We start from the raw sequence: 20,920 nt of genomic DNA on the forward strand, positions 1-20,920 counted from the left end.
TAGCTCGTCGACGCCGCGTAGTTGCCGCTCTCGGCCAGGACCTGCACCGTACCGCCCGAGAGCGTCGCCGAGCCCGAAGCGACGATCCTGTCGCCCTGGCCGGCGGCGTTGATCTCGACCTGATAGGTCGAGCCCGAGGCGAAGGAGACATTGCCCGAGACGGTCAGCGTCCCGATCGAATTGCCCGGCGCGACCGTCGCGCCGCTGGCGACGCTCACACCGGCGATCGTGCCGGAGCCACCGAGCGTACCGCCGTCGAGCGTGACAGCGCTCGCCAGCGAGCCGTTGACGACGAGCTTGCCGGACGAGACCTTGGTCGTGCCGGTATAGGTGTTGGCTCCCGTCAGCGTCAGCGTGCCGGTTCCCGCCTTGGTCACCCCGCCCGTGCCGGTGATCGTGCCCGAGAAGGTCGTCGACGAGTTATCCGAACCGGCCCTCAGCGTGCCCGAGCCGAGCGTGACCGTGCCGGCGCCGGCCAGCGAGGCGATGCTCTGGTCGAAGCCGGCGAGATCGAGCGTCGCGCCGGCACCAACCGTGAAGGCCGAGTTCGACGAGAACGCGCCGGCGACGCCAGCCCGCAAGGTGCCGCCGGACACGGTCGTCGTGCCCGAATAGCTGTTCGCGCTCATCAGGTTCGTCGTTCCGGCGAGTTGGCGCACCGAGCCGGTGCCGGTGATCGACGGCGAGAAAGTATAGCTGGCCTCGGTGTGGTTGAAGACCAGCTTGCTGGCGCTGGTGTTCAAGGCGACGGTGCTGACGATGAGATTGCCAGCCGCCGTGGCGGCGCTGCCCTCGGCCGCGCCGATATTGACTGTGCCGCCGGCGCTGCCGCCGACGAGGCCGAGATCGAGCGTACTGCTGCCGCCCCCGCCCTCGCTGCCGCCTCCACCTCCGGTCAGCTGCAGCGTTCCGCCCTCGGACAGCGTCAGTGTGCCGGTATTGGCATGGCCGACATAGAGCTGCGTGCCGTTACCGACCCATTGCGAGCCCGCCCCGGTAATGGTGACCGAACTGTCGCCGCCGCCGCCGACGATGCCGACCGTGCCGGTGCCGCTGCCGGTCTTCACCGAGCCGCCAGCCTCGATCAGCAATGTGCCCGAGCCGATCTCGCCGACCCGCATCTGGCCGAAGGTCTCCCAGCTCGAGCCGGTCCCGGTGACGATCGCGGTGGCTCCATTGCTGATATAGGCCTGCCCGCCAGCGACGGAGCTGCCGAGCTTGCCACCGGCCTCGATCCGCAACGTGCCCTCGTTGACCCAGGTCCGGCCATTGTAGTCGCCGGAGCTGTTGCCGGTCAGAACCAGCGTGCCGGCGCCCTGCTTGATGAAGCTGGCGCTGCCGCCGGTGGTGATCGAACCGGTGAGCGTCAGCGTCGTGCCTGCATCGGTCTCGATCCGCCCACCGCCCGTGGTGAAGGCGATGCTCCGACCGCTCGAGAAGGTCGACGTGGTGCGCAGGACAGCGTCAGCCCCAGTGCCGGCCCCGCCGACGATCGTCGTGTTGGAAAGGGTGATGCCGGTGGCGGTATTGCCGAGATTGGCATCGGACGAGACGGAGAGCGTCCCCGCCGAGATCGTCGTGCCGCCGGTGTAGAAATTCGTGCCCGTCAGGACTAGCGTGCCGGTTCCCGTCTTGGCGATGCCACCGGTGCCAGTGATCGTGCCATCCATGGTGAAAGTCTGGTCGGCGGTCACTTCGACCGTGCCGTTGGCGTTGAGCGTCACCGCTCGCGCCGTCGAGAAGCTCGCGGTCGCCTGCAGGGTGCCGCCATTGAAGGTCAGTCCACCCGACACATCGCCGAGATTGGTATCCTGCGAGATCGAGAGCGTGCCCTGATTGAGCGCCGTCCCGCCGTTATAGGTGTTTTCGCCGGTCAGCGTCAGCGTGCCCGAGCCCTCCTTGGCCACGCCGCCAGCGCCGCTGACCACGCTGCCGATCGTCGCGGCGATCGTCTGGTCGAAGGTCAGCGTGCCGGTGTCGACGACGATGCCGCCATTGATAGTCGCCGAGGCGTTGCCGATGGTCAGCCTGTTGCTGCCGCCGGTGAAATGGATCGCCGCGGCCCGCGTCGTGCCGTCACCCGACAAGCCGCCCTCGATCGTGCCGTTATTGGTGATGATCAGGTCGGCGCCGATGATGGCCTCGCCGCCGGCTGCGCCTACGCCGTTCGCCTCTTCGCCTGGGTTGGGGGGGCGGCCGAAGGACGTCGGCAAATTCGAGCCGCCGCGCCCGCCAACGCCACCACGGATCGTGCCGTTGACGGTCAGCGTCGTCGTCGCGCCGCCATTGGTGAAGACCAGGCCGGCGCCGCCAACGCCGGCCGCGCCGGCGGCGCCAGTGCCGTCCGATACATAGGAGCCGCCGTTTCCGCCGTTTCCGCCCTGGATCGTGCCGTCGATGGTCAGGTCCTGGGCAGCGCTGCCATCGGTGAAGAGCAGGCCGATGCCGCCGGAACCGCCTCCGCCGCCGAAACCATAAAAGCTACCACCGCCATGGCCGCCATTGCCGCCGGTGAGCGTGCCGGCGATCGCTCCCGTCGCACCCGCGCCCGTGACCACGCCACCAAAGCCGCCCGCGCCACCGCCGCCGCCCGAGTAGAAATAGCCGGAGGTGCCGTCGCCGCCATTGCTGCCGGTACTGGCACCGACCGGCAGGACCGCGCCGACGGCGCCATGCACGCCGCCATCGCCGCCTCGGCCCTCGTTGGGGTTGCCGTCGCCGGCCAGCCCGCCAGTCCCGCCGGTAACAGCGCCGGCGCCGCCGCCGCCGCCGCCCGCATTGCCTCCTGGCGCTATTTGACCTCTGGCGCCCGCACCACCGGCACCCGTCGGGTTGTCGATGCCGCCCGCGCCGCCGGAGCCCGGTTGCGCGCTGCTTCGGTCGCCACCGCGCCCGCCATTGGCGAGCGCCTGCCCGGCGGACAGGAGCAGCACGAGCGCCGTGCCCGCGAGCAGGTGCGATGCGAGCCGCGTGCGAGATGTCCCGCCGAGCGCAGGACTGGTGACCGATATCATGAGAATGCCCAACCCAACCGCGCCACAGGCTTAGGCGGGTAAGGGCAGGAGGCAATGAACAGCCGTTCACATCTCGAGATAAAATAAATTGTTGCAGTTCTGCCGCAGTTCCTCGGGCTCAGCCTGCCATCCGGCAGCCTCGGCCGACGGAAGGCATCATCCGCGTCTGCTCAACGACGCGCTTGCGGCAGCCGGCTCGGGAGTGAATGAGACGGCCTCAGCCCGGATCCGAGATTTGTGCGGCCAATCGGGCCTCGCCGCTGTCGTTCCAGACGTCTTGGCGCCGGATCGATCCGCCGGCGATCTCGAAGCGGTCGACGAAGCGGATATCGGAGAAGGCGGTGCCATCAGGCCATCGGCCATAGAGGCTGCCGAGGACATAGACGATGGCGGTGCCGTCTCTCTGCTCGCAGCAGTCGCAGCGCTCGATATGCTTGGCGATGCTGCGATAGCGGGCGGACGAGCCGGCGACGATCGCGGCCAGATCGCTCCGCCTAACGCCGCCAGGGAAGACGAACGCGGCATCCGCGGTGATGAAGCTGCGGGCGGCATCGAGGTCACGCCGCTCCATCGCCGCGAGATAGCGCAAAGCGAGCGCCTTTGGCCCGTCATGGCGCTCGGCCGCCAGGGCTGGAGAGAGGATCGCCTCAGAGCTCATTGACCGCCCGCGCCAGCATCAGCTTCTGACGGACTTTCGAGAACATCGGCAGCACGATCAGCAGCAGGCCGAAGGCCAGGATGGTCAGGGCGATCGGCCGGCCCATCAGATAGTCGAGCGGATCGCGCGCCAGCATCATGGTCTGGCGCAGGTTGAACTCGATCGGCCCGCCCAGCACGAAGGCGAGGATCAGCGGCGCCGTGTCGAAGCGCAATTTGCGCAGGCCGTAGCCGAGCACGCCGAACAGCAGGAGGAGCAGAATCTCGACTGGGTTGTTGTTGAGCGAATAGGCGCCGATGATCATGAACAGGATCAGCGCGGCATAGAGCGCGCGATAGGGCACCTTCAGCAGCTGCACCCAGATGCCGATCAGCGGCAGATTGAGCAGCACCAGCATGACGTTGCCGACATACATCGAGGCGATCACGCCCCAGAAGATCTCCGGCCGCTCCTGGATCATCAGCGGGCCCGGCGTGACGTTGTGGACGATCAGCGCTCCCAGCAGCAGGGCGGTCACGGGGTTGCCGGGCAGCCCGAGCGCCAGCAGCGGGATGAAGGAGCCGGCCGCGCCGGCATTGTTGGCGGCCTCCGGCCCGGCGACGCCCTCGACGGCGCCGTTGCCGAACTCCTCCGGATGCTTGGTGAACTTCTTCTCGACGCCATAGGAGATGAAGGAGGCGAGCGTCGCGCCGCCGCCCGGCAGCAGGCCGATCAGGAAGCCGAGCACCGAGCCGCGTGCGATCGGCATCGCCGAGCGCTTCCAGTCGTCTTTGGTCGGCATCAGGCTGCCGACGGGAACCGCCTGCATCGAACGGGTGCGGAATTTCTCGACGTTCTCGAAGACCTCGCCGAGGCCGAAGATGCCCATCGCGACCACGACGACGCCGAAGCCGTCGGTGAGCTCGGGAATGCCGAGGGTGAAGCGCGGCTGGCCGGTGATGACGTCCTGTCCGACCATGCTGAGCAGCAGGCCGGCGGCGATCATGATCAGCGACTTGACGACGTTGCCTTTGGCCAGGACCAGGATGACGATGAAGCCGAGCAGCAGCAGAGACAGGTTCTCGGCCGGGCCGAAGCGGATGGCGAACTCGACCAGCGGCATGCTGATCAGGCCGATGGCGACCGCGCCGACCGTACCGGCGACGAAGGAGCCGATCGCGGCGATGGCGATGGCGGCGCCGGCGCGGCCCTGCTGCGCCATCTTGTAGCCATCGAGGCAGGTGACGACGCTCTGGGCCTCGCCTGGAATCTTGACGAGGATGGCGGTGGTCGAGCCGCCATAGCTGGCGCCGTAATAGATGCCGGCGATCATGATGATTGCCGAGACCGGGTCGAGCCCGATGGTCAGCGGCAACAGCATCGCAATGGCAGCCGTGGGGCCCAGCCCCGGCAGGACGCCGATCAGCGTGCCGATCGACGCGCCGGCAAAGCAGAAGACCAGGTTCATCGGCTTCAGGGCGACGATGAACCCTCCGAGCAAGCCTTCCATCAGTAACCCCAGAGCGTGCCGGCCGGCATGTTGACCGAGAGCGCGACGACAAAGAGCAGATAGGCGGCGAGCGCGGTCAGCACGGCCCGGAGGAGGGCTTTGGCCGAGACCAGTTTCTCCTCGCCGATCGCATAGAGGCCGTACATCAGCGCGGTGCCGGCGACGATGAAGCCGAGCCAGGTCAGCAGCAACGCAAAGGCGCCGATCATCAGCGTGACGAGCGCGACCATGGCCGCGCCATGCAGGCCGCCATCCTCCTCATCCGCTTCGGCCTCGTCCGAACCCGGCTTGACGAGCAGCGCGAGGCTCAGGCCGGTCATCGCCAGCGAGAGCAGCAGCGGGACCGCCCCGGGGCCGAGCAGCCGGCTCGTGCCGAGCGGCAGCTGCAGCGAGGCGAAGGTCCCGATCAGGCCGCAGACGATGCCTGCGATCGCGCCGAGGCGCGGCCGCAGGGTCGCGGCCAGGCTGCTCGTCTCTCCGGTCACTTGGCCAGGCCGAGCTTGACGAGCAGCGGCTTCATCATCGCGCTCTCCTCGGCGATCTCGCGGCCGAAGACGTCCGGGCCGGCGAACTCGACCTCGGTCATCGTGCTCTGCGCGAAGGCGATGACGGCCGGGCCGGCGGCGGCCTTCTCGATCACGGCGGCGAGCTGCTGCACCACCGCGTCGGGCGTCGCCTTCGGCGCCCAGATGCCGACCAGCGGCGACAAAGCGAGGTCGACGCCGGATTCGGCGAAGGTCGGTACGTCCGGCAGGATCTTGGCGCGCGTCTTGCCGAACTGCGCGATCGCGACCATGCGCCCACCCTTGGCCTGCGGCACGATCGACTGGGCGAAGCCGAGCGCGAGGTCGATGGTGCCGCCGACGGTCGCCGCCACCGCGGGCGTCGCGCCAGGGAAGGGCACATGGGTCAGCTTGATGTCGGCGGCCAGCGCGAAGGCCTCGCCGGAGAGATGCGTGCCGCCGCCGGTGCCGGCGCTGCCGAATGTGACCTTCTCCGGATTGGCCTTGGCATAGGCGACGAGGCTCTTCACGTCGTTGAAGGGGGCTCCGACGCGGGCGCCCATGACGTTGGGGCCGAGCCCGACGCGGGCGACCGGCCGCAGATCGGACACCGCATAGGGCAACTGGTTCTGGTGCGGCGCGACCGAGAGCGGCGCCGAGGTCGAGAACAGCAGGGTGTGGCCGTCGGGCTTGGCCGATTTGGCGACGTAGTTCGCGCCGATCGTGCCGCCGGCGCCGGGACGGGTCTCGACCAGCACGTTCTTTCCGAGAATCTTCTCCATCTCGGTGCCGAAGGCGCGGGCGAACTGATCGGTCGAGCCCGGCGCATAGGGCACGACGAAGGTGATCGGTTGCGTCGGAAAGGCGAAGGCCGCCCGGCTCGCCAGGCCGAGCCCGGCCGTAGCGGCCAACCCGCCGAGGAGGGCGCGCCTCCCGATTCCCGCTTCGTCCATCCCGCTCATCGTTCGTCTTCCCTCGTTCCGGCCTGATCGGGGCCTAGTGGCAAGGAGCCGGACCAGACGCGCGATGCCTGAGCCTTTGCTGTATGCAATAAAATGTCAACACTTCTTGCGGCGCTGGCTGACGCATATTTCGGCACGTGTCTCGAAAGCGGGCGGTCAGGCGGGCATTATGAGTTGAAGTCCTGCATCAGCAGCGCCTCATGGTCCCCCCTCAATGAGGCTGGTGTTGCAGGGGCGCGGTGCACTTTGGAGATGGCGCAGAGTCCATCGTCGATAGTGTCAACAGTATGTGCGAGATCTGCATGCAATCCGCTTATGGGGCGATGACGAAACGGCCTTGGACGCCGGGTCGTGAGCCCGGTCTTGTGAGGCGCCCTGTCCTGTCCGAGCCGGAGCCCATGCTGGCCACGTCCCCTCCCGCGAGAATGCCCGCCGTCAAGCCGCTCATCGTCGGCATCGGTGGCACGCCACGTGAGCAGTCCTCGAGCGAACTCGCCTTGCGCCAGGCCTGCGAGGCGATCGCGGATGAGGCCGAGATCCGCATCTTCGCCGGGCGCGACCTCCTGCTGCCGCTCTATCAGCCGGGCATCGCGCGCCAGGATGCGGGTGCTGCAGCGCTGGTTTCGGCGCTGATGCATTGCGACGGGCTCATCATCGCGAGCCCGGCCTATCACGGCACCGTCTCGGGCCTGATCAAGAACGCGCTCGACTATGCCGAGGAGCTGGCAGGGGAGGCGCGGCCCTATCTCGACGGTATTCCGATCGGGCTGATCGCCTGTGCCGCCGGCTGGCAGGCGGCGGGCCAGACGCTCGCGACACTGCGGACGATCGCACATGCGCTGCGCGGCTGGCCGACGCCGTACGGCGCAACGATCCGCACGGCGCCCGGCCTGTTCGCCGGGGGAGTTTGCAGCGATCCTGCAGTCGCCGCCGATCTCCGCCGCGTCGGCGAGCAGGTGCTTGCCTTCGTCCATTCGCAGGGATCGGCGCTCGTCGGGCTGGCATCAGTACAGCGCGCCGCGACCTTCACCTCGGCCGGGACTGCGTCATGAGGCTGGGAATCTGGGCGCCGCTGCCCCACACCATCCGCGCCGAACCCGAGATGGAGCGTGCGATCGCCGAGCTCGGCACGGCGGGCACCGGGGATGCGGCCGACACCTCCTTCGAATTTGCCGCTCGCATCCTGCAGCAGGCGGAAGAAGCGGGGTTCTCGATCTCCCTGATCGCCGAGCGCTGGCTTGGGCCGGATCTCGAATCCTGGGTGATGGCCTCGGCACTGTCGCAGCGGACGCAGCGCATGGAGCTGATGGTCGCCGCCCATCCCGGCATCGTCACGCCGCAGGCCGTGGCCAAGATGGGCGCCTCGCTCGACCGGATCAGCGGCGGGCGCTTCGCGATCAACCTGGTCAATGGCTGGTGGCCCGACGAGCTCAATCTGTTCGGCAATGGCGGCTGGCTGGAGAGCAGCGCCGACCGCGCCGCGCGCCTCGGCGAATTCGTCCGGGTGCTGCGCGGGCTGTGGACGCAGGAGGCGTTCTCGTTCAGCGGCCGCTTCTACACGGTCGACAAGGCGAGCCTGCCCTTGAAGGCGCGCCGCTCGCCGCCGCCGATCTACGCCGCCAGCCGCTCGCCCGAGGGCAAGGCGCTGGTGGCGGAAAGCTGCGATGTCTGGTTCGCCGACTACGTGCCCGATTACCGCCTCTATGACGACAACCTGGCGGTGATGACGCAGGAGATCGCCGAGATGAAGGCGCTCGCCGCCGGCCACGAGCGCGAACTCGGCATCGGGCTCAGCGCGCATGTGATCTGCGCCGATACGCAGGACGACGCTCACGCCCAGGCCGAGGAGATGCTGGACTACGGCAAGCGCAGCCGCATCGCCGCCGTGGCTGCGCGCGGGCTTGGGGCCGGGCTAGTCGGCACGCCGGAATTGTTGGCGCAGCGGATCGAGACGTACTCACGCATCGGCGTAGATTGCCTGATGCTGCGCTTCCACCCGATGGCGGAGGGACTTGCCAATTTCGCCGAGGGGGTCGTTCCGCTGCTGCGCGAGCGATTGGTGATCGATGGTGCGGCGATAAAGCCGGAGCCGGAGCCGGCCGATGGCTGAGGCGGTATTCTCCCGCCACGCCCTGATTACCGGCAGCTCGTCCGGGATCGGCCTTGCGCTGGCGCAGCGCCTGCTGGCAGCTGGCTGGCGCGTAACCGGCATCGACCGCCAGGCGGCACCGACCGAGGCGGAGGCTGCCGGCCTGCGCACAGTGCCGCTCGATCTGCTCGATGCCGCTGCGCTGGCGAGTGCCTTGCCGGACATCCTGGCGGAGCGGCCGGACGCCTTCGTGCATTGCGCCGGGCTGATGCGGACGGGGCGCATCGCCGAGATCCGCGACGAGGATATGGAAACGCTCTGGCGACTGCATGTCGGCGCCGCCATCGCCATCCTGCGCGAGCTCGTGCCGATCCTGCCTGATATCCGCGGGCGTATCGTGCTGCTGTCGAGCCGCGGCGCGCTCGGCCGGCCGGGGAGGGGCGCCTATGCCGCGAGCAAGGCGGCGCTGCAGGGCCTTGCCCGGAGCCTCGCGCTCGAGCTGGCGCCGCACGGCATCACAGTCAATGTCGTGGCGCCGGCTGCGACGGACACGCCGATGCTGCGCGATCCCGGTCGCGGCGAGGCGCCTGCCGTCTCGCTGCCGCTCGGCCGGCTGATCGCGCCGGACGAGGTCGCCTATCTCGTGCAGTGCCTGCTGGCGCCGGAGGCCGGGGCGATCACCGGCCAGACGCTCTATGTCTGCGGCGGGGCCTCGCTGGTCGCGCCGAGTTGAGACCGGTTCACTCCGGGCCGATCGCGCCCGGCCAGCCGCCCTGCTCGGTCATCTCGCGGACGATCCCGAGCGCGATCCGGGCGAACTCCGCCGCGATGGTCGAGGGCGAGGGCAGATCGAGTTCGACTAGCGCCAGCGGCCAATAGGCGCGCGGCGCGATCGGGCGGATGTCGACCGCCCCGGCGAGCATGCCGGCGGCGAGTGTGGCACGGGTCATCAGGCTGACGCCGAGGCCGCGCCGGACCAGCCCGCTGGTGATGACGTGGTCGTCGACCTCGTAGCGCGCGTCGATCCACAGGCCCTCGCGCGCGGCCCAGGCGTCGAGCAGGCGGCGCGAGGCGTTCGGCCGGCTCGGCAGGATCAGCGGCAATTTGACGATCTCGGCCGAGGGCAATCCACCGGTGCCGCCGCCGAGGCTGCCGGGGAGCCCGACGACGAAGACCTCCTCGCGCAGCAGCGGCGTGACCTTGAGACCGCGCTGCGGCAGCGGATCATGGGCGAAGGCGAGATCGAGCTGGCGGCGGGCGAGCAGGTCGCGGAGCTGGCTGGAGAACCCGCCGACGAGCTTGATCTCGACCTGTTGGTGCGCGGCGCTGAAGCGGGCGAGCAGAGGCGGCGCCAGCAGATGGCCGACGCCTGGCGGCATGCCGATGGTGAGGCGGCCGGTCAGTGCGGTGGCGCCGCGGCGAACGTCACTGGCGGCCTGCTCGACCTGGCGCAGCAGTTGGGCGGAGTGCTCGAACAGGATGCGGCCGGCCTCGGTGAGGCGGGCGCCGTCGCGGCCGCGTTCGAGCAGCTCCTTGCCGAGCTCGCCTTCCAACTCGCGGATGGTGCGGCTGACCGCCGGCTGGGAAATGCGGAGCATCTCCGAGGCGCGGCTGAAGCTGCCGCATTCGGCGACGGTCCGGAAATAGCGCAGCGCCCGGAGATCCATCGGCTGCGCCCTCCCTCTAGGCGGTTCGCGTCAGGCGAGCCGCCGCCCGCCCGGCGATGAAGCCAAGGCCGAGCGCTGCGAGCAGGCCGTTGCCGGAGGCATAGCCGGCGCCGCCGGCCTGCCCGCTGATGCCGGCCGCGGCGCCGCCGCCGGCATAGAGGCCCGGAACGACGCCGCCATCCGAGCGCAACACGCGCGCCTCCTCGTCGACCAGCAGGCCGCCCTGGGTGTGGAACAGCGCCGGAGCGATCCGTGTCGCGACGAACGGCGCCTGCAGGGGCCCCATGCCCCAGGCCTTCCGGCCGAGGACGTCCGGCCGATCGCCCTGGGCTGCACCAGCCGTTAGCGCGAGCGTCTCTCCGAGCACATCCGGCGGCAGGCGGCACGCTGTGGCGAGCGCGGTGGCATCGGCGAAATCGGGCGCGCCACCATGGGCGACGAGCACGCCGAAATCCGGCTGGCCGGCGGCGGTCGCCTCGCGGATGCGGCTGTCATAGATGGCGAACAGGCGACCGCCGCGTGCCAGCGCCGGCGCGGCAAAAGCGGAATAGCCGAGGGTCTCGTCGGCGAAGCGCCGGCCGGTCTCGTCGACGATGACGCCGCCCTTCTCGACGACGGTCCAGGTGACGAGCTCGCCATGCGGCTGGGCGATGGCGGAATGGGCCTGGTAGGCGCCCATATTGGCGAAGCGGGCACCGAGTGCCTCGCCCCAGCGCACCGCCTCGCCATCGCTGCCGAGCGCGCCGAAATACTCGGCCCCGGCGATGTCGGGGGCGTGGCGGGCGAGCAGTTCCCGGTCATGGCCAAAACCGTTGCAGGCGAGGATCACGGCCTTGGCCGCGATCAGGCTCTCCTCGCTGCCTTGCGTCCGGACCCGCGCGCCGCGGACGGCGCCGACTTCGACGACCAACGCGGTCGCGGGGGTCGCTAGCGCCACCGGGATGCCGCGCTCCTCGGCCGCTTGCCAGAGCCCCTGCATCAGGTCAGCACCGCGGCGCGAGGGCACGGCGTGGAGACGGTTGACGCTGTGCCCGACATGGCGGTAGGCGCCGATCAATTCGATCGGCAGGCCGATGGTATCGGCGAGCCATTCGACCATCGGTGCCGAGATGTCGGCGAGGCGATCGACCAGTGCCTCGGCCTCGTGGGGGCCGGCGGTTCGGCGCAGATCTGCGGCGAAGCGGGCGGGATCGTCGGTGATGCCGGCCGCGGCCTGGAAGCGGGTGCCGGCAGCGGGGATCGAGCCGCTCGACAGCATGGTGTTGCCGGCGAGGCGCGGCAGTTTTTCGACGACCGCGACCTCGGCTCCTGCCTCATGCGCGGCGAGCGCCGCGACGAGACCGCAGCCGCCTGCGCCGATCACTACGACGTCGACCTCGAGGTCGGGCTCGGCGGACGTCATGGTCCGCTCCGCCTCAGTGGGCTTTCGCTGTCGCCTTGTACTTGGTCTCGTAATGGTCGGTGGTGAGGAGCTGCTTTTCCAGCGCCTGCATGGCGGGGAAGCCCATCAGGTCCCAAATCTCGTCGATGCCGACCAGGAGATCGGATCGATCCGCCGGGATGCCGGTCTCCATCACGCCGCGCATCACGAAGAGCGCTTCCTGCATCGCCTTGATCGCGGCAGCCGGCAGCATGCGCGGCAGGCTGATGCGGCGCACGCCGAGTTCTTTCAGGCGCGGCAGCGGGATCAGCGGCGTGGTCGGGCGCGGGCGGATGCCGAAGCCCATGTTGATCGAGACCGGCTTGCCGCCGGCGGCCTCGACGACGCGGGCGATCTGATCCTCGGTCTTGACGGCGTCGGGGAAGATCGCGTCGGCGCCGGCGGCGACGTAGGCGCGGATGCGCTCAAGCGTCGCGTCGATGCCCTCGACCGCGAGGGCGTCGGTACGGGCGATGATGACGAAGTCGTCGTCGCGGCGGGCGAGGCAGGCGGCCTCGATCTTCTTGACCATCTCCTCCCTTGAGACGACTTCCTTGCCGGGCATGTGGCCGCAGCGCTTCGGGCTGACCTGGTCCTCCAGGTTGACGCCGGCGACGCCGGCCTCCTCGAACATCTGCACGGTGTAATGCACGTTCATCGGGTTGCCGTAGCCGTTGTCGGCATCGCAGGTCAGCGGGATAGCGATCGAGCGGGCGAGCTGGCGGCAGTGATTGACGTTCTCGTTCAGCCCCATCATGCCGAGATCCTCGACGCCGAGGATCGCATTGGCGATGGCGGCGCCGCTGGTGCAGGCGCTCTTGAAGCCGGCGGCCTCGACCAGGCGGGCGCTGTAGCCGTCATAGACGCCGGGCGACACCAGGAACTCGCCGGAGTTGAGCAGGGCCCGGAAGGCGGCCGGAGCCGAAATCTCGCGTCTGGCGATCATGATGCTCGTTTCTCCGCATCGGTGGCGGCAGGGGATGGAGTTTCGGGAACCTGGGCCAGCACATGGCGGCCGGCGCGCTCGACATGCGAGCGCATCAGGGATTCGGCGAGTGCGCCGTCGCGCATCTTGATGGCGCGCAGGATCTGCCAGTGCTCGGTGAAGGCGAGCTCCTTGCGCTCCGGCACGGCCCCGGAGATGCGCCGGTAGATGCGCAGCAGGTGGTAGAGATCGCCGCAGAGGCTGTCGATGATGCGATTGTTGCCGCTTGCGCGGACGATCCGCACGTGGAAGTCGAAGCGCGCGCCTTCGGGCTGGCGCCCGGAATGGGCTGCTTCGAGATCGGCGATCAACGCATCGATCTCGGCCTCGCTCATCCGCTGGGCGGCGAGGCGGCAGGCATAGCCTTCGAGCGCTTCGCGCATCTGGAAGAGCTCGAGGATCGCCTGGGCGGACAGGGAGACGACGCGCGCCCGTAGGAACGGCTCGCGCGAGACGAGCTGGATGCCCTGGAGGCGGCGGATCGCTTCGCGCACCGGCCCGCGGCTGACGCCGAAGCGCGTCGCCAGCACGGATTCGTTGACGACCATGCCGGGCGCGAGTTCGGTGCTGTAGATAAGCTCGAGAATGCGGCCGAAGACCTCTTCGCCGAGCGTCTCGGGGCGCCGTTCGCCGGTTTCCGCTTCCTGCAGGTCCATGGGCGAATGCTAGAAGCGGGTTGAAAATGTGTCAACAGTTTTGACGGATGCCCGTTGAAAGTCAGCACACAGGAAGTCGCGCGGCCAACTTCATATGCATCGCGGCCTTAACCCGATAGCTGGCTGCTCGGAACCAAAACGTCTGTAGGAAAATACTTTTTTGAAAGTGTTGACATTTACAGGGCGGGCTTTCATTTTCGGCGAGTGAGAGCGATGCGAACGGCAAAATGGCCGACTTCATGACGTCCGATGACAGCCTGAAGATCGATGCCGCGGCGGGAGCTTATGTCTCGGTCGCCCATGCGGCCGAGCATGCCGGTATCGGCCTTGCCACGCTGCCCTATGCCTGCCGCGTCTTCGTCGAGAATCTCCAACGCGGCCGGCTCTGCGATCCCAATATCGGTGCGGACGCCGTCGCGGCGATGCTGCACTGGCGCGACAAATACGGCGTCGGCGTGCCGCTGACCGTCGGCCGCGTCATCCTGCCGGATTCCAGCGGCCTGCCGGTGCTGCTCGATCTCGCCTCGTTGCGCGATGCCGTCGCCGAAGCCGGCTGCGATCCGGCCAGCGTCGAGCCGCGCATTCCCGTCGACGTCATCGTCGACCATTCGCTGCAGGTCGACGTCTCGGCCACGCCCGACGCGATGGCGCGCAACATGGCGCGCGAGTTCGAGCGCAATGGCGAGCGCTACAGCTTCCTGAAATGGGCGCAGCAGGCCTTCCGCTCCGTCCGTGTCTATCCGCCGGGTACCGGCATCATCCATCAGGTCAATCTGGAGCACATCGCTCCGGTGATCACGCGGGTGTCGACATCGTTCGGCGAGATCGCCTGCCCGGACTTCGTCATCGGCGGCGATTCCCATACACCGATGATCAACGGCATCGGCGTGCTCGGCTGGGGCGTGGGCGGCATCGAGGCGCAGGCCGCGATGCTCGGGCAACCTTATGTCTTCCCGGTGCCGGAATTCGTCGGTGTCAGGCTCGTCGGGGCATTGCCGCCGGGCGCGACCGCCACCGACCTCGTCCTCACCGTCACCGAGCGGCTGCGGCGCGAGCGCGTCGTTGCGACCGTGATCGAATATTTCGGGCCGGGCGCGGCGACTTTGTCGGTCCCGTCCCGGGCGACGCTCGCCAATATGGCGCCGGAATACGGCGCGACCGCCGGCTTCTTCCCGATTGATGCGCAGACGCTTCGCTATCTTTCCCGCACGCGCTCGCCGGAGCAGGCCGCCTTCGTCGAGGCCTATGCGCGGGCCAACGCCATGTTCCGCGAGCCGGGACAGCCCGACCCGGACTATTCCCGCGTGATCGAGATCGACCTCGGCAAGGTTGGCCGCAGCGTCGCCGGGCCGCGCCGTCCGCAGGATCGGCTCGACCTTGCCGCCGTCGCGACGGATTTTGTAGGCCGGCTGCCGCAGCCGCTTGCGGACGGCGGTTTTGCCGCCGACCCTGCTGCGGCCGTTCCGGTCTCGACGCCTGCTGGCCGGGCCGAATTGCGGCACGGCGCGCTGGCGATTGCGGCGATCACCGCCTGCACCAACACCTCCAACCCGGCGGTGATGATCGCCGCCGGGCTGCTGGCGCGCAATGCGGTCGCGGCCGGGCTGAAGGTGCCGGATTGGGTCAAGACCTCGCTGGCGCCGGGCTCGCGCGTGGTGACGCGCTATCTCGACGAACTCGGCGTGCTGGCGCCGCTGGAGCGGCTCGGCTTCGGCGTCGTCGGCTATGGCTGCACCACCTGCGGCGGCAAGTCCGGCCCGCTGCTGCCGGTGATGGCGCAGGCGATCGATGCCGGCGGGCTGGTCGCCGCCGCTGCGCTCTCGGGCAACCGCAATTTTGAGGGCCGCATCCATCGTCAGGTACGGGCCAACTACATCATGTCGCCGCCGCTGGTCGTCGCCTTCGCGCTGGCCGGGCGGATCGACATCGATCTCGAAAACGGGCCGCTCAACGGGCCGGATGCCGAGAAGCCGGTCCGGCTCGCTGATCTCTGGCCGGACGAGACTGAGATCGCCACGCTGGCGGCGCGTGCCGGCGATGCACGCCTGTTCCGCGAGGTCTATGGCGATACGCCCTCCGGCCTGCTCTGGGACGAGCTCGCGGCGCCGAGCGGGCTGCGCTTCGGCTGGAATCCGCAATCGAGCTATCTGGTCGAGCCGCCCTTCCTCGATCTCGCCCGCGAGCGGGCGCGCGAGGGCGTGCCGGATGCCCTGCGCGGGGCACGCGTGCTCGGCGCCTATGGCGACTCGCTGACCACCGACCACATCTCGCCGAGCGGCGAGATCCCGGTCGACAGCCCTGCGGGGCGCTATCTGATCGGGCTCGGCATCGAGCCGAAGGCGTTCAACACCTATGTCGGCCGGCGCTGCAATCACGAGGTGATGGCGCGCGCGACCTTCGCCAACCTGCGCATCAAGAACCAGATGGTGCCCGGCCGCGAGGGCGGCTGGACGCAGCTCCAGCCGGAGGGCGAGGTCGTCTCCGTCCACGAGGCCGCGACCGCCTATGGCGAGCGCGGCGTGCCGCTGATCGTGCTCGGGGCTAAGGATTACGGCATGGGCTCCAGCCGCGACTGGGCCGCCAAGGGCTCGGCCCTGCTCGGCGTGCGCGCCGTCATCGCCGAAAGCTATGAGCGCATCCATCGCTCCAACCTGATCGGCATGGGCGTGGTGCCGCTGCGCTTCGCCGACGGCGAAGGCTGGCGCCAGCTCGGCCTCGACGGTAGCGAGGCCTTCGACATCGAGGGCATGGTCGCCGCGATCGACGGCACCGGCTCGGCCACGGTCACCGCCACCGGCGCCGCCGGGTCGATCCGCTTTTCGGTCACGGCCGATGTCTCGACCCGGAGCGAGCGCGCTTGCCTGAGGGCGGGCGGCATCATGGCCGAGGTCCTCGCCTTCTTCACCCGGCGCGAGGCGCCGGCTCTGGTCACGACGGAGCATCCATGAGTTTCGATCTCTTGCTGACGGGGGGCGAGGTCGTCTTCCCGGGCGTCGGGGTCCGCACCGGCTCGGTCGCGGTCAAGGACGGCCGCATCGCCGCGCTGCTGGCGCCGGGCGAGCAGGCGAGCGCCAGGGAGGTGATCGATTGCCGCGGCAAATGGGTGATGCCGGGGCTGATCGACCCGCATACCCATATCGGCTTCGGTTCGAACGAGACCGATTTCGAGACGGAATCGCGCTCGGCCGCCATCGGCGGCGTCACCGGGATGATGACCTTCCACCGGTCCAACGATCTGCGCCAGTCGACCGGGCCGTGGAAGGAGCGCGGCGAGAGCCAGTCGCTGATCGATTTCGGCTTCCATTTCGGCGTCACCAGCAAGCTGCATATCGACACGCTGCCGGAATGCGCCGAGCGCTTCGGCGTGACCTCGATCAAGGTCTACCTGATGTACAAGGGCGCCTCGGGCGCGGCGAAGGGTTTTACCGAGATCGATGACGGCCTGCTCTACCGGGCGCTGCTGCAGGGGGCGCGCATCAAGGGCGGCGTCGTCGGCGTGCATTGTGAGAATGTCGAGGTCATCCCGGTCTTCCGCGAGCCGCTGAAGGCAGCCGGCCGCAACGACCTGCCAGTCTGGGACGAGCAGAGCCCGGGCTTCCTCGAGGCCGAGAACGTGTTCCGCGTGATCTATTTCGGCGAGAAGGCGCAGTGCCCGGTCAATATCGTGCACATGTCGAGCGCCGAGAGCCTGGAGATCGTGCGCCGGGCGAAGCGGCCGGGCCGGGCGCCGATCCATGTCGAGACCTGCAGCCATTACCTTTCGCTGACCAGCCAGTCGCCGATCGGCTTCCTCGGCAAGGTCAATCCGCCGCTGCGGTCTGGGAACGATGTCGAGGCGCTGTGGGAGGGCGTGCGCGACGGCACGATCTCGACCATCGGCTCCGACCATGTGCCGCGCAAGCGCGAGACCAAGGGGCCGGACATCTGGAAGGCCAGCGCCGGCTTCCCCGGCCTCGGCACGCTGCTGCCGATACTGATCCATGAGGGCGTGCACAGGCGCGGGCTGCCGATCGAGCAGATCGCCGCCGCGACCAGCGCCAATGTCGCGAAGCTCTATTCGATCCCGAACAAGGGCCACATCGCCGTCGGCATGGATGCCGACCTCGTCGTCGTGGATCCCGACAGAGAAGTACTGGTCGATCCGGCGACGCAGGAATCGCACTCCGACTACTCGCCCTATGAGGGCATGCGCTTCAAGGGCGCGCCGGTACGCACCATCCTGCGCGGCCGGATCATCGCCAGCGACGGCGCCGTCGATCCCGATGCCCGCGCGACGCCGGCCGGCCGCTACCTGCACCGCTCCTGACGACCAAAGGCTCAAACACGATGACCAAGCGAATCTGGGACGATTTCCTGACCGAGCGCGACAAGCAGGTCTATGCGCAGGCCGGCTATGGCAAGCGCGGCGGCTTCGGCAAGCGTCCGGCCCTGTTCATCATCGACGTCCAGTACAATTTCTGCGGCGACAAGCCTGAGGACATCCTGGAAGGTCTGAAGCAGTACCGCACCCATTGCGGTCCCGAGGCCTGGGCGGCGGTCGAGCACATCGTGCCGCTGCTGGAGCTGGCACGCGAGAAGAACATCCCTGTCTTCTACACCGAGAGCGCCCGCCGGCCGGACATGATTGATTCCGGCGTGCAGGTCGGCAAGAACCATCGCGGCACCGAGAAGACCTCGACCGAGGGCACGCATGCGACCCAGACCGTCGCGCCGCTGGCGCCGCGCCCGCAGGACATCCGCATCGGCAAGCGCAAGCCGTCCTGCTTCTTCGGCACCATCTTCATGAGCCATCTCAACTTCTTCGACGTCGACACGCTGATCCTGACCGGCTGCACCACCTCGGGTTGTCTGCGCGCGACCGCGGTCGACGCCTATTCCTATAACTTCAAGGTGGTGATCCCGGAGGAGACGGCGTTCGACCGCTTCCAGGCGAGCCACGCGATCAACCTGTTCGACCTCAACTGCAAATATGCCGACGTGATCCCGTCGGCCGAGGTCAAGGACTATCTCGGCGGCCTCGCCGTCCGCGACGACCTGCCGACCGGTGTGCAGGGCTGAAGCTTCCTCGATGACCTAAAACATAAGTCGATCGCTAGAAGGGGACCGCAGCCATGGCCGATCGCGAGATCATCGTCCCGGAATCGATGCGCGCCATCGTCGAGCGGGCCGGCTATGCGCCGGCGGTGCGCGTCGGCGAGATCGTCTATGTCGTTGGCCAGGTCGGTCGCACGCCTGATCTCCAAGTGATCGAGGACCCGGCGGAGCAGTTCGCCGCCGCCTGGGAGAATGTCCGGATCGTGCTGGAGGCAGCCGGCTGCAGCTTCGCCGACATGGTCGACGTCACCACCTATCATGTCGGGATGGCGCGCCACATGGACGTGTTCCGCGAGGTCAAGAACCGCCTCGTCCCGCGCGAAGGCTATGCCTGGACCCGGATCGGTGTCTCCGAGCTGGCCCATCCCGGCCTGCTGGTCGAGATCAAATGCGTCGCCCATCGGCCCGGGTGCTGAGACGGGCCTGGCTCAGCCCAGCGTCGCACTCAATTTGGAACAGGCCCGCGTGAACAGCGCGGCGGGCTTCACGCCAGCCTGCTTCATCATCCACCAGGCACAGCAGAGATTGGACGAGAGCAGCGGCGGGGCCGAGCCCTCGGCGCGTCCCAGCATGGCCGGCAGAGTGATCATGCCGGTACCGCTCATGACGATGGCGTCGATGCCGGCGGTCTCGACCTGGCGCAAGGCGTCCTCGACCTCTTCCGTGGTCAGTTCATAGGCGCGGAAGGTCTCGGAGACCTTGACGACCTGCGCGACGGTGAAACCGGCGCCGGCCCAGTAGCTCGTAGCCTCCTCGGTCAGCCAGGCCGGATAGGGCGAAAACAGGCAGATGCGCTTCGCGCCGATCGCCTTCAGCGCATGGCGGATCGCGCCGCTTGCGGTCTCTACGGGAAAGCCCGCTGCCTCGGAGAGGCATGCGGCCAGGGCATCGTCGGCGCTGGCGCCGAGCCGGTAGCTCGGCCCGGTCAGCGCGACTGTCGCGGCATCGAGCTTCAGGCTGCCGAAGCTCTTCAGCGCCGGCTGGTAGGAGGCGATATAGGCGCGGTTGCGCTGCTCCAGCGTCGTGTCCGGCATCACCGGCAGGCGCGTGGCGTAGACCCGCGCGCCCGAGGAGATCAGCCGGTTCATCTCCGGCTCGACGGTCGGGTTGGCCGGCGGGACGAGGACACCGAGCGCCGGCTGCGTGGCGAGTTGAGACAGATCCATGGCGTCCCTCAGGCGGCGCGGGCCGGGCGTTCGAGCATGTCGAGCATCGCGGCGGTGGCGAGATAGTCGATGGCGCTGCTGCGCGAGGCGGCGAGATCGCGCACCTTCTGCAGCCAGTCCGCGCCGCCGGCGACATTGCGGTCGGTGCGCGGGATCAGCATCTCCTCGGCGATGCGCTTGCGCTCGGTTGCGGCCGCAACGACGAGCTCCGGCCGGTGCTCGCGCAAGGCGCGGATCATCGCCTCGGCCAGCGCCTTCGCGTCGTGGATGCCGCAATTCATGTTCATGCCGCCGCGGGTGTTGGTGACGTGGGCGCTGTCGCCGGCGAGGAAGGCGTGGCCGACATGGTAGTGCGAGGCGACCCGGCGGCTGGCGCCGTAGACGTCGCGTCCCAGAACGGTCGGCGGCTTAGTCCAGCTCGGCATGACCTCGCGGATGCGGTCGGCGAACCAGCCGTCCTGCAGCGCGGTCTCGTCCGGCACGTCGCCGGGCACGCGGATGATGATGCGCCAGCAATCCGGCATCTTGAGGAAGCTCAGGGACTTCGAGCCATTGTGCAGATAGGTGATCGGCGCGATCCCCGGCAGCACGGTGTCGAGATCGTCCGAGGTCATCACGCGCAGGACCTTGTGCGGATAGACCATGCCGTCGAAGGCGATGCCGAGCGCCTCGCGCATGGCACTGCGGGCGCCGTCGGTGCCGAGCAGGTAGTCGGCTCTGATGGTTAGCGGCGCGCCATCGCGGTCGGCAGTGACGGTGACGCCATTCTCGTCCTGCGTCAGCGCCTCGAAACCGGCGCCGAACAGTACGCGTGTATTGGGAAGCGCTTCGATCTGCGCCAGCAGCAGCGGCGTCAGGCGGGCCTGCTCCAGATGCAGCCGGAAGGGGAAGGGGGTGCGCTCGGCGAGGTCGGCCAGGATGAACTCGGCGAAGGGGCCGTCCGGCGTGCGGTACTGGATGCGCTTGACGATCTCGCCCTCGGCCAGCATCGGCTGGAGCACGCCGAGCTCATCGAGGATCTCCAGCGTCGCTGGGTGGAAGGTCGAGGCCTTGGAGGCGGCGGTGAGGGCGGCGCGCTTTTCGAGCACGACGACGTCGACGCCCGCTCTGGCAAGGATCAGGGCGGCGACGAGGCCGACCGGCCCGGCGCCGGCTACGATCACTTGCGTTGTCAGGCTGGCAGTCATGAGCATCCTCCGCAGCGGCGCCATGCGTCG

The 20,920-nt window shown here is 68.7% G+C and carries 18 protein-coding genes; 7 read left to right on the forward strand and 11 right to left on the reverse strand.

The features are described from left to right. The 5 genes from V7S63_RS26790 to V7S63_RS26810 form a co-directional block, all read right to left on the reverse strand. A partial coding sequence (locus tag V7S63_RS26790; protein ID WP_336532552.1) for a beta strand repeat-containing protein occupies positions 1-3,014 on the reverse strand: 3,014 nt, incomplete at its 3' end. Between the two features lie 217 nt (positions 3,015-3,231). Further along, positions 3,232-3,672, reverse strand: a complete 441-nt coding sequence (locus V7S63_RS26795) for a nuclear transport factor 2 family protein (protein WP_336532553.1) — start codon at positions 3,670-3,672, stop codon at positions 3,232-3,234. Next, positions 3,662-5,161: a tripartite tricarboxylate transporter permease gene (locus V7S63_RS26800; protein WP_336532554.1), complete on the reverse strand. Its 1,500-nt coding sequence runs from the start codon at positions 5,159-5,161 to the stop codon at positions 3,662-3,664. The genes V7S63_RS26795 and V7S63_RS26800 overlap by 11 nt, the downstream gene beginning before the upstream one ends. After that, a complete protein-coding gene (locus V7S63_RS26805; RefSeq protein WP_336532555.1) occupies positions 5,161-5,646 on the reverse strand; it encodes a tripartite tricarboxylate transporter TctB family protein in 486 nt (161 codons plus the stop codon). Before V7S63_RS26805 ends, V7S63_RS26800 begins: the two co-directional genes overlap by 1 nt. Continuing rightward, positions 5,643-6,626 (reverse strand): Bug family tripartite tricarboxylate transporter substrate binding protein, encoded by a 984-nt coding sequence (locus V7S63_RS26810; protein WP_336532556.1) that lies wholly within the window; start codon positions 6,624-6,626, stop codon positions 5,643-5,645. Before V7S63_RS26810 ends, V7S63_RS26805 begins: the two co-directional genes overlap by 4 nt. A gap of 425 nt (positions 6,627-7,051) precedes the next feature. Here V7S63_RS26810 and V7S63_RS26815 point away from each other — a divergent pair, with 425 nt between their 5' ends. From V7S63_RS26815 to V7S63_RS26825, 3 genes are read left to right on the forward strand one after another with little or no spacing between them, the layout of a single operon-like run. Continuing rightward, on the forward strand, positions 7,052-7,678 hold the full coding sequence (locus V7S63_RS26815) for an NADPH-dependent FMN reductase (RefSeq protein WP_336532557.1): 627 nt from the start codon (positions 7,052-7,054) through the stop codon (positions 7,676-7,678). Further along, positions 7,675-8,736, forward strand: a complete 1,062-nt coding sequence (locus tag V7S63_RS26820) for an LLM class flavin-dependent oxidoreductase (protein WP_336532558.1) — start codon at positions 7,675-7,677, stop codon at positions 8,734-8,736. The genes V7S63_RS26815 and V7S63_RS26820 overlap by 4 nt, the downstream gene beginning before the upstream one ends. Then, a complete protein-coding gene (locus V7S63_RS26825) occupies positions 8,729-9,448 on the forward strand; it encodes an SDR family NAD(P)-dependent oxidoreductase (protein WP_336532559.1) in 720 nt (239 codons plus the stop codon). The genes V7S63_RS26820 and V7S63_RS26825 overlap by 8 nt, the downstream gene beginning before the upstream one ends. Positions 9,449-9,455: 7 nt before the next feature. Here the strand turns inward: V7S63_RS26825 and V7S63_RS26830 are convergent, their stop codons facing one another. From V7S63_RS26830 to V7S63_RS26845, 4 genes are read right to left on the reverse strand one after another with little or no spacing between them, the layout of a single operon-like run. Then, complete coding sequence (locus tag V7S63_RS26830; protein ID WP_336532560.1) at positions 9,456-10,382, reverse strand: LysR family transcriptional regulator; 927 nt, start codon at positions 10,380-10,382, stop codon at positions 9,456-9,458. Positions 10,383-10,398: 16 nt separating this feature from the next. After that, a complete protein-coding gene (locus V7S63_RS26835; RefSeq protein ID WP_336532561.1) occupies positions 10,399-11,784 on the reverse strand; it encodes an FAD-dependent oxidoreductase in 1,386 nt (461 codons plus the stop codon). A 13-nt stretch (positions 11,785-11,797) separates the two neighbouring features. Next, positions 11,798-12,748, reverse strand: a complete 951-nt coding sequence (locus V7S63_RS26840; protein WP_091836760.1) for an isocitrate lyase/PEP mutase family protein — start codon at positions 12,746-12,748, stop codon at positions 11,798-11,800. After that, complete coding sequence (locus V7S63_RS26845) at positions 12,745-13,443, reverse strand: GntR family transcriptional regulator (RefSeq protein ID WP_100963773.1); 699 nt, start codon at positions 13,441-13,443, stop codon at positions 12,745-12,747. The genes V7S63_RS26840 and V7S63_RS26845 overlap by 4 nt, the downstream gene beginning before the upstream one ends. A gap of 239 nt (positions 13,444-13,682) precedes the next feature. Between V7S63_RS26845 and acnA the strand changes: the two genes are divergently transcribed. The 4 genes from acnA to V7S63_RS26865 are packed head-to-tail and all read left to right on the forward strand — an operon-like array spanning position 13,683 to position 18,953. Then, entirely contained in the window at positions 13,683-16,391 is a 2,709-nt protein-coding gene (gene acnA, locus V7S63_RS26850; protein WP_336532562.1) for an aconitate hydratase AcnA, read from the forward strand. Continuing rightward, a complete protein-coding gene (locus tag V7S63_RS26855; protein ID WP_336532563.1) occupies positions 16,388-17,749 on the forward strand; it encodes a dihydroorotase in 1,362 nt (453 codons plus the stop codon). Before acnA ends, V7S63_RS26855 begins: the two co-directional genes overlap by 4 nt. Positions 17,750-17,769: 20 nt before the next feature. Continuing rightward, complete coding sequence (locus V7S63_RS26860; RefSeq protein ID WP_291680439.1) at positions 17,770-18,501, forward strand: isochorismatase family protein; 732 nt, start codon at positions 17,770-17,772, stop codon at positions 18,499-18,501. A 53-nt stretch (positions 18,502-18,554) separates the two neighbouring features. After that, positions 18,555-18,953, forward strand: coding sequence for a RidA family protein (locus V7S63_RS26865; protein ID WP_336532564.1), 399 nt, complete (start codon positions 18,555-18,557; stop codon positions 18,951-18,953). 12 nt (positions 18,954-18,965) lie between these two features. Here the strand turns inward: V7S63_RS26865 and V7S63_RS26870 are convergent, their stop codons facing one another. Both V7S63_RS26870 and V7S63_RS26875 read right to left on the reverse strand, forming a co-directional pair. Continuing rightward, positions 18,966-19,703 carry a maleate cis-trans isomerase family protein gene (locus V7S63_RS26870; protein ID WP_336532565.1) on the reverse strand — a complete coding sequence of 246 codons (738 nt, stop codon included), beginning with the start codon at positions 19,701-19,703 and terminating at the stop codon, positions 18,966-18,968. 8 nt (positions 19,704-19,711) lie between these two features. Then, positions 19,712-20,890 (reverse strand): FAD-dependent oxidoreductase, encoded by a 1,179-nt coding sequence (locus tag V7S63_RS26875; protein WP_336532566.1) that lies wholly within the window; start codon positions 20,888-20,890, stop codon positions 19,712-19,714. Positions 20,891-20,920 lie beyond the last annotated feature (30 nt).

Origin of the sequence: Allobosea sp. CCNWLY174 (genome assembly GCF_037120455.1) — a bacterium.
Taxonomy (GTDB): Bacteria; Pseudomonadota; Alphaproteobacteria; order Rhizobiales; family Beijerinckiaceae; genus Allobosea; species Allobosea lupini.

Bases quoted from the DNA above. Each gene is read 5' to 3' on its own strand.
- acnA (WP_336532562.1), top strand. From the start codon at position 13,683: ATGACGTCCGATGACAGCCTGAAGATCGATGCCGCGGCGGGAGCTTAT.
- V7S63_RS26810 (WP_336532556.1), bottom strand. From the start codon at position 6,626: ATGAGCGGGATGGACGAAGCGGGAATCGGGAGGCGCGCCCTCCTCGGC.
- V7S63_RS26820 (WP_336532558.1), top strand. From the start codon at position 7,675: ATGAGGCTGGGAATCTGGGCGCCGCTGCCCCACACCATCCGCGCCGAA.
- V7S63_RS26795 (WP_336532553.1), bottom strand. From the start codon at position 3,672: ATGAGCTCTGAGGCGATCCTCTCTCCAGCCCTGGCGGCCGAGCGCCAT.
- V7S63_RS26860 (WP_291680439.1), top strand. From the start codon at position 17,770: ATGACCAAGCGAATCTGGGACGATTTCCTGACCGAGCGCGACAAGCAG.
- V7S63_RS26845 (WP_100963773.1), bottom strand. From the start codon at position 13,443: ATGGACCTGCAGGAAGCGGAAACCGGCGAACGGCGCCCCGAGACGCTC.
- V7S63_RS26875 (WP_336532566.1), bottom strand. From the start codon at position 20,890: ATGACTGCCAGCCTGACAACGCAAGTGATCGTAGCCGGCGCCGGGCCG.
- V7S63_RS26830 (WP_336532560.1), bottom strand. From the start codon at position 10,382: ATGGATCTCCGGGCGCTGCGCTATTTCCGGACCGTCGCCGAATGCGGC.
- V7S63_RS26855 (WP_336532563.1), top strand. From the start codon at position 16,388: ATGAGTTTCGATCTCTTGCTGACGGGGGGCGAGGTCGTCTTCCCGGGC.
- V7S63_RS26870 (WP_336532565.1), bottom strand. From the start codon at position 19,703: ATGGATCTGTCTCAACTCGCCACGCAGCCGGCGCTCGGTGTCCTCGTC.
- V7S63_RS26835 (WP_336532561.1), bottom strand. From the start codon at position 11,784: ATGACGTCCGCCGAGCCCGACCTCGAGGTCGACGTCGTAGTGATCGGC.
- V7S63_RS26840 (WP_091836760.1), bottom strand. From the start codon at position 12,748: ATGATCGCCAGACGCGAGATTTCGGCTCCGGCCGCCTTCCGGGCCCTG.
- V7S63_RS26815 (WP_336532557.1), top strand. From the start codon at position 7,052: ATGCCCGCCGTCAAGCCGCTCATCGTCGGCATCGGTGGCACGCCACGT.
- V7S63_RS26825 (WP_336532559.1), top strand. From the start codon at position 8,729: ATGGCTGAGGCGGTATTCTCCCGCCACGCCCTGATTACCGGCAGCTCG.
- V7S63_RS26865 (WP_336532564.1), top strand. From the start codon at position 18,555: ATGGCCGATCGCGAGATCATCGTCCCGGAATCGATGCGCGCCATCGTC.
- V7S63_RS26800 (WP_336532554.1), bottom strand. From the start codon at position 5,161: ATGGAAGGCTTGCTCGGAGGGTTCATCGTCGCCCTGAAGCCGATGAAC.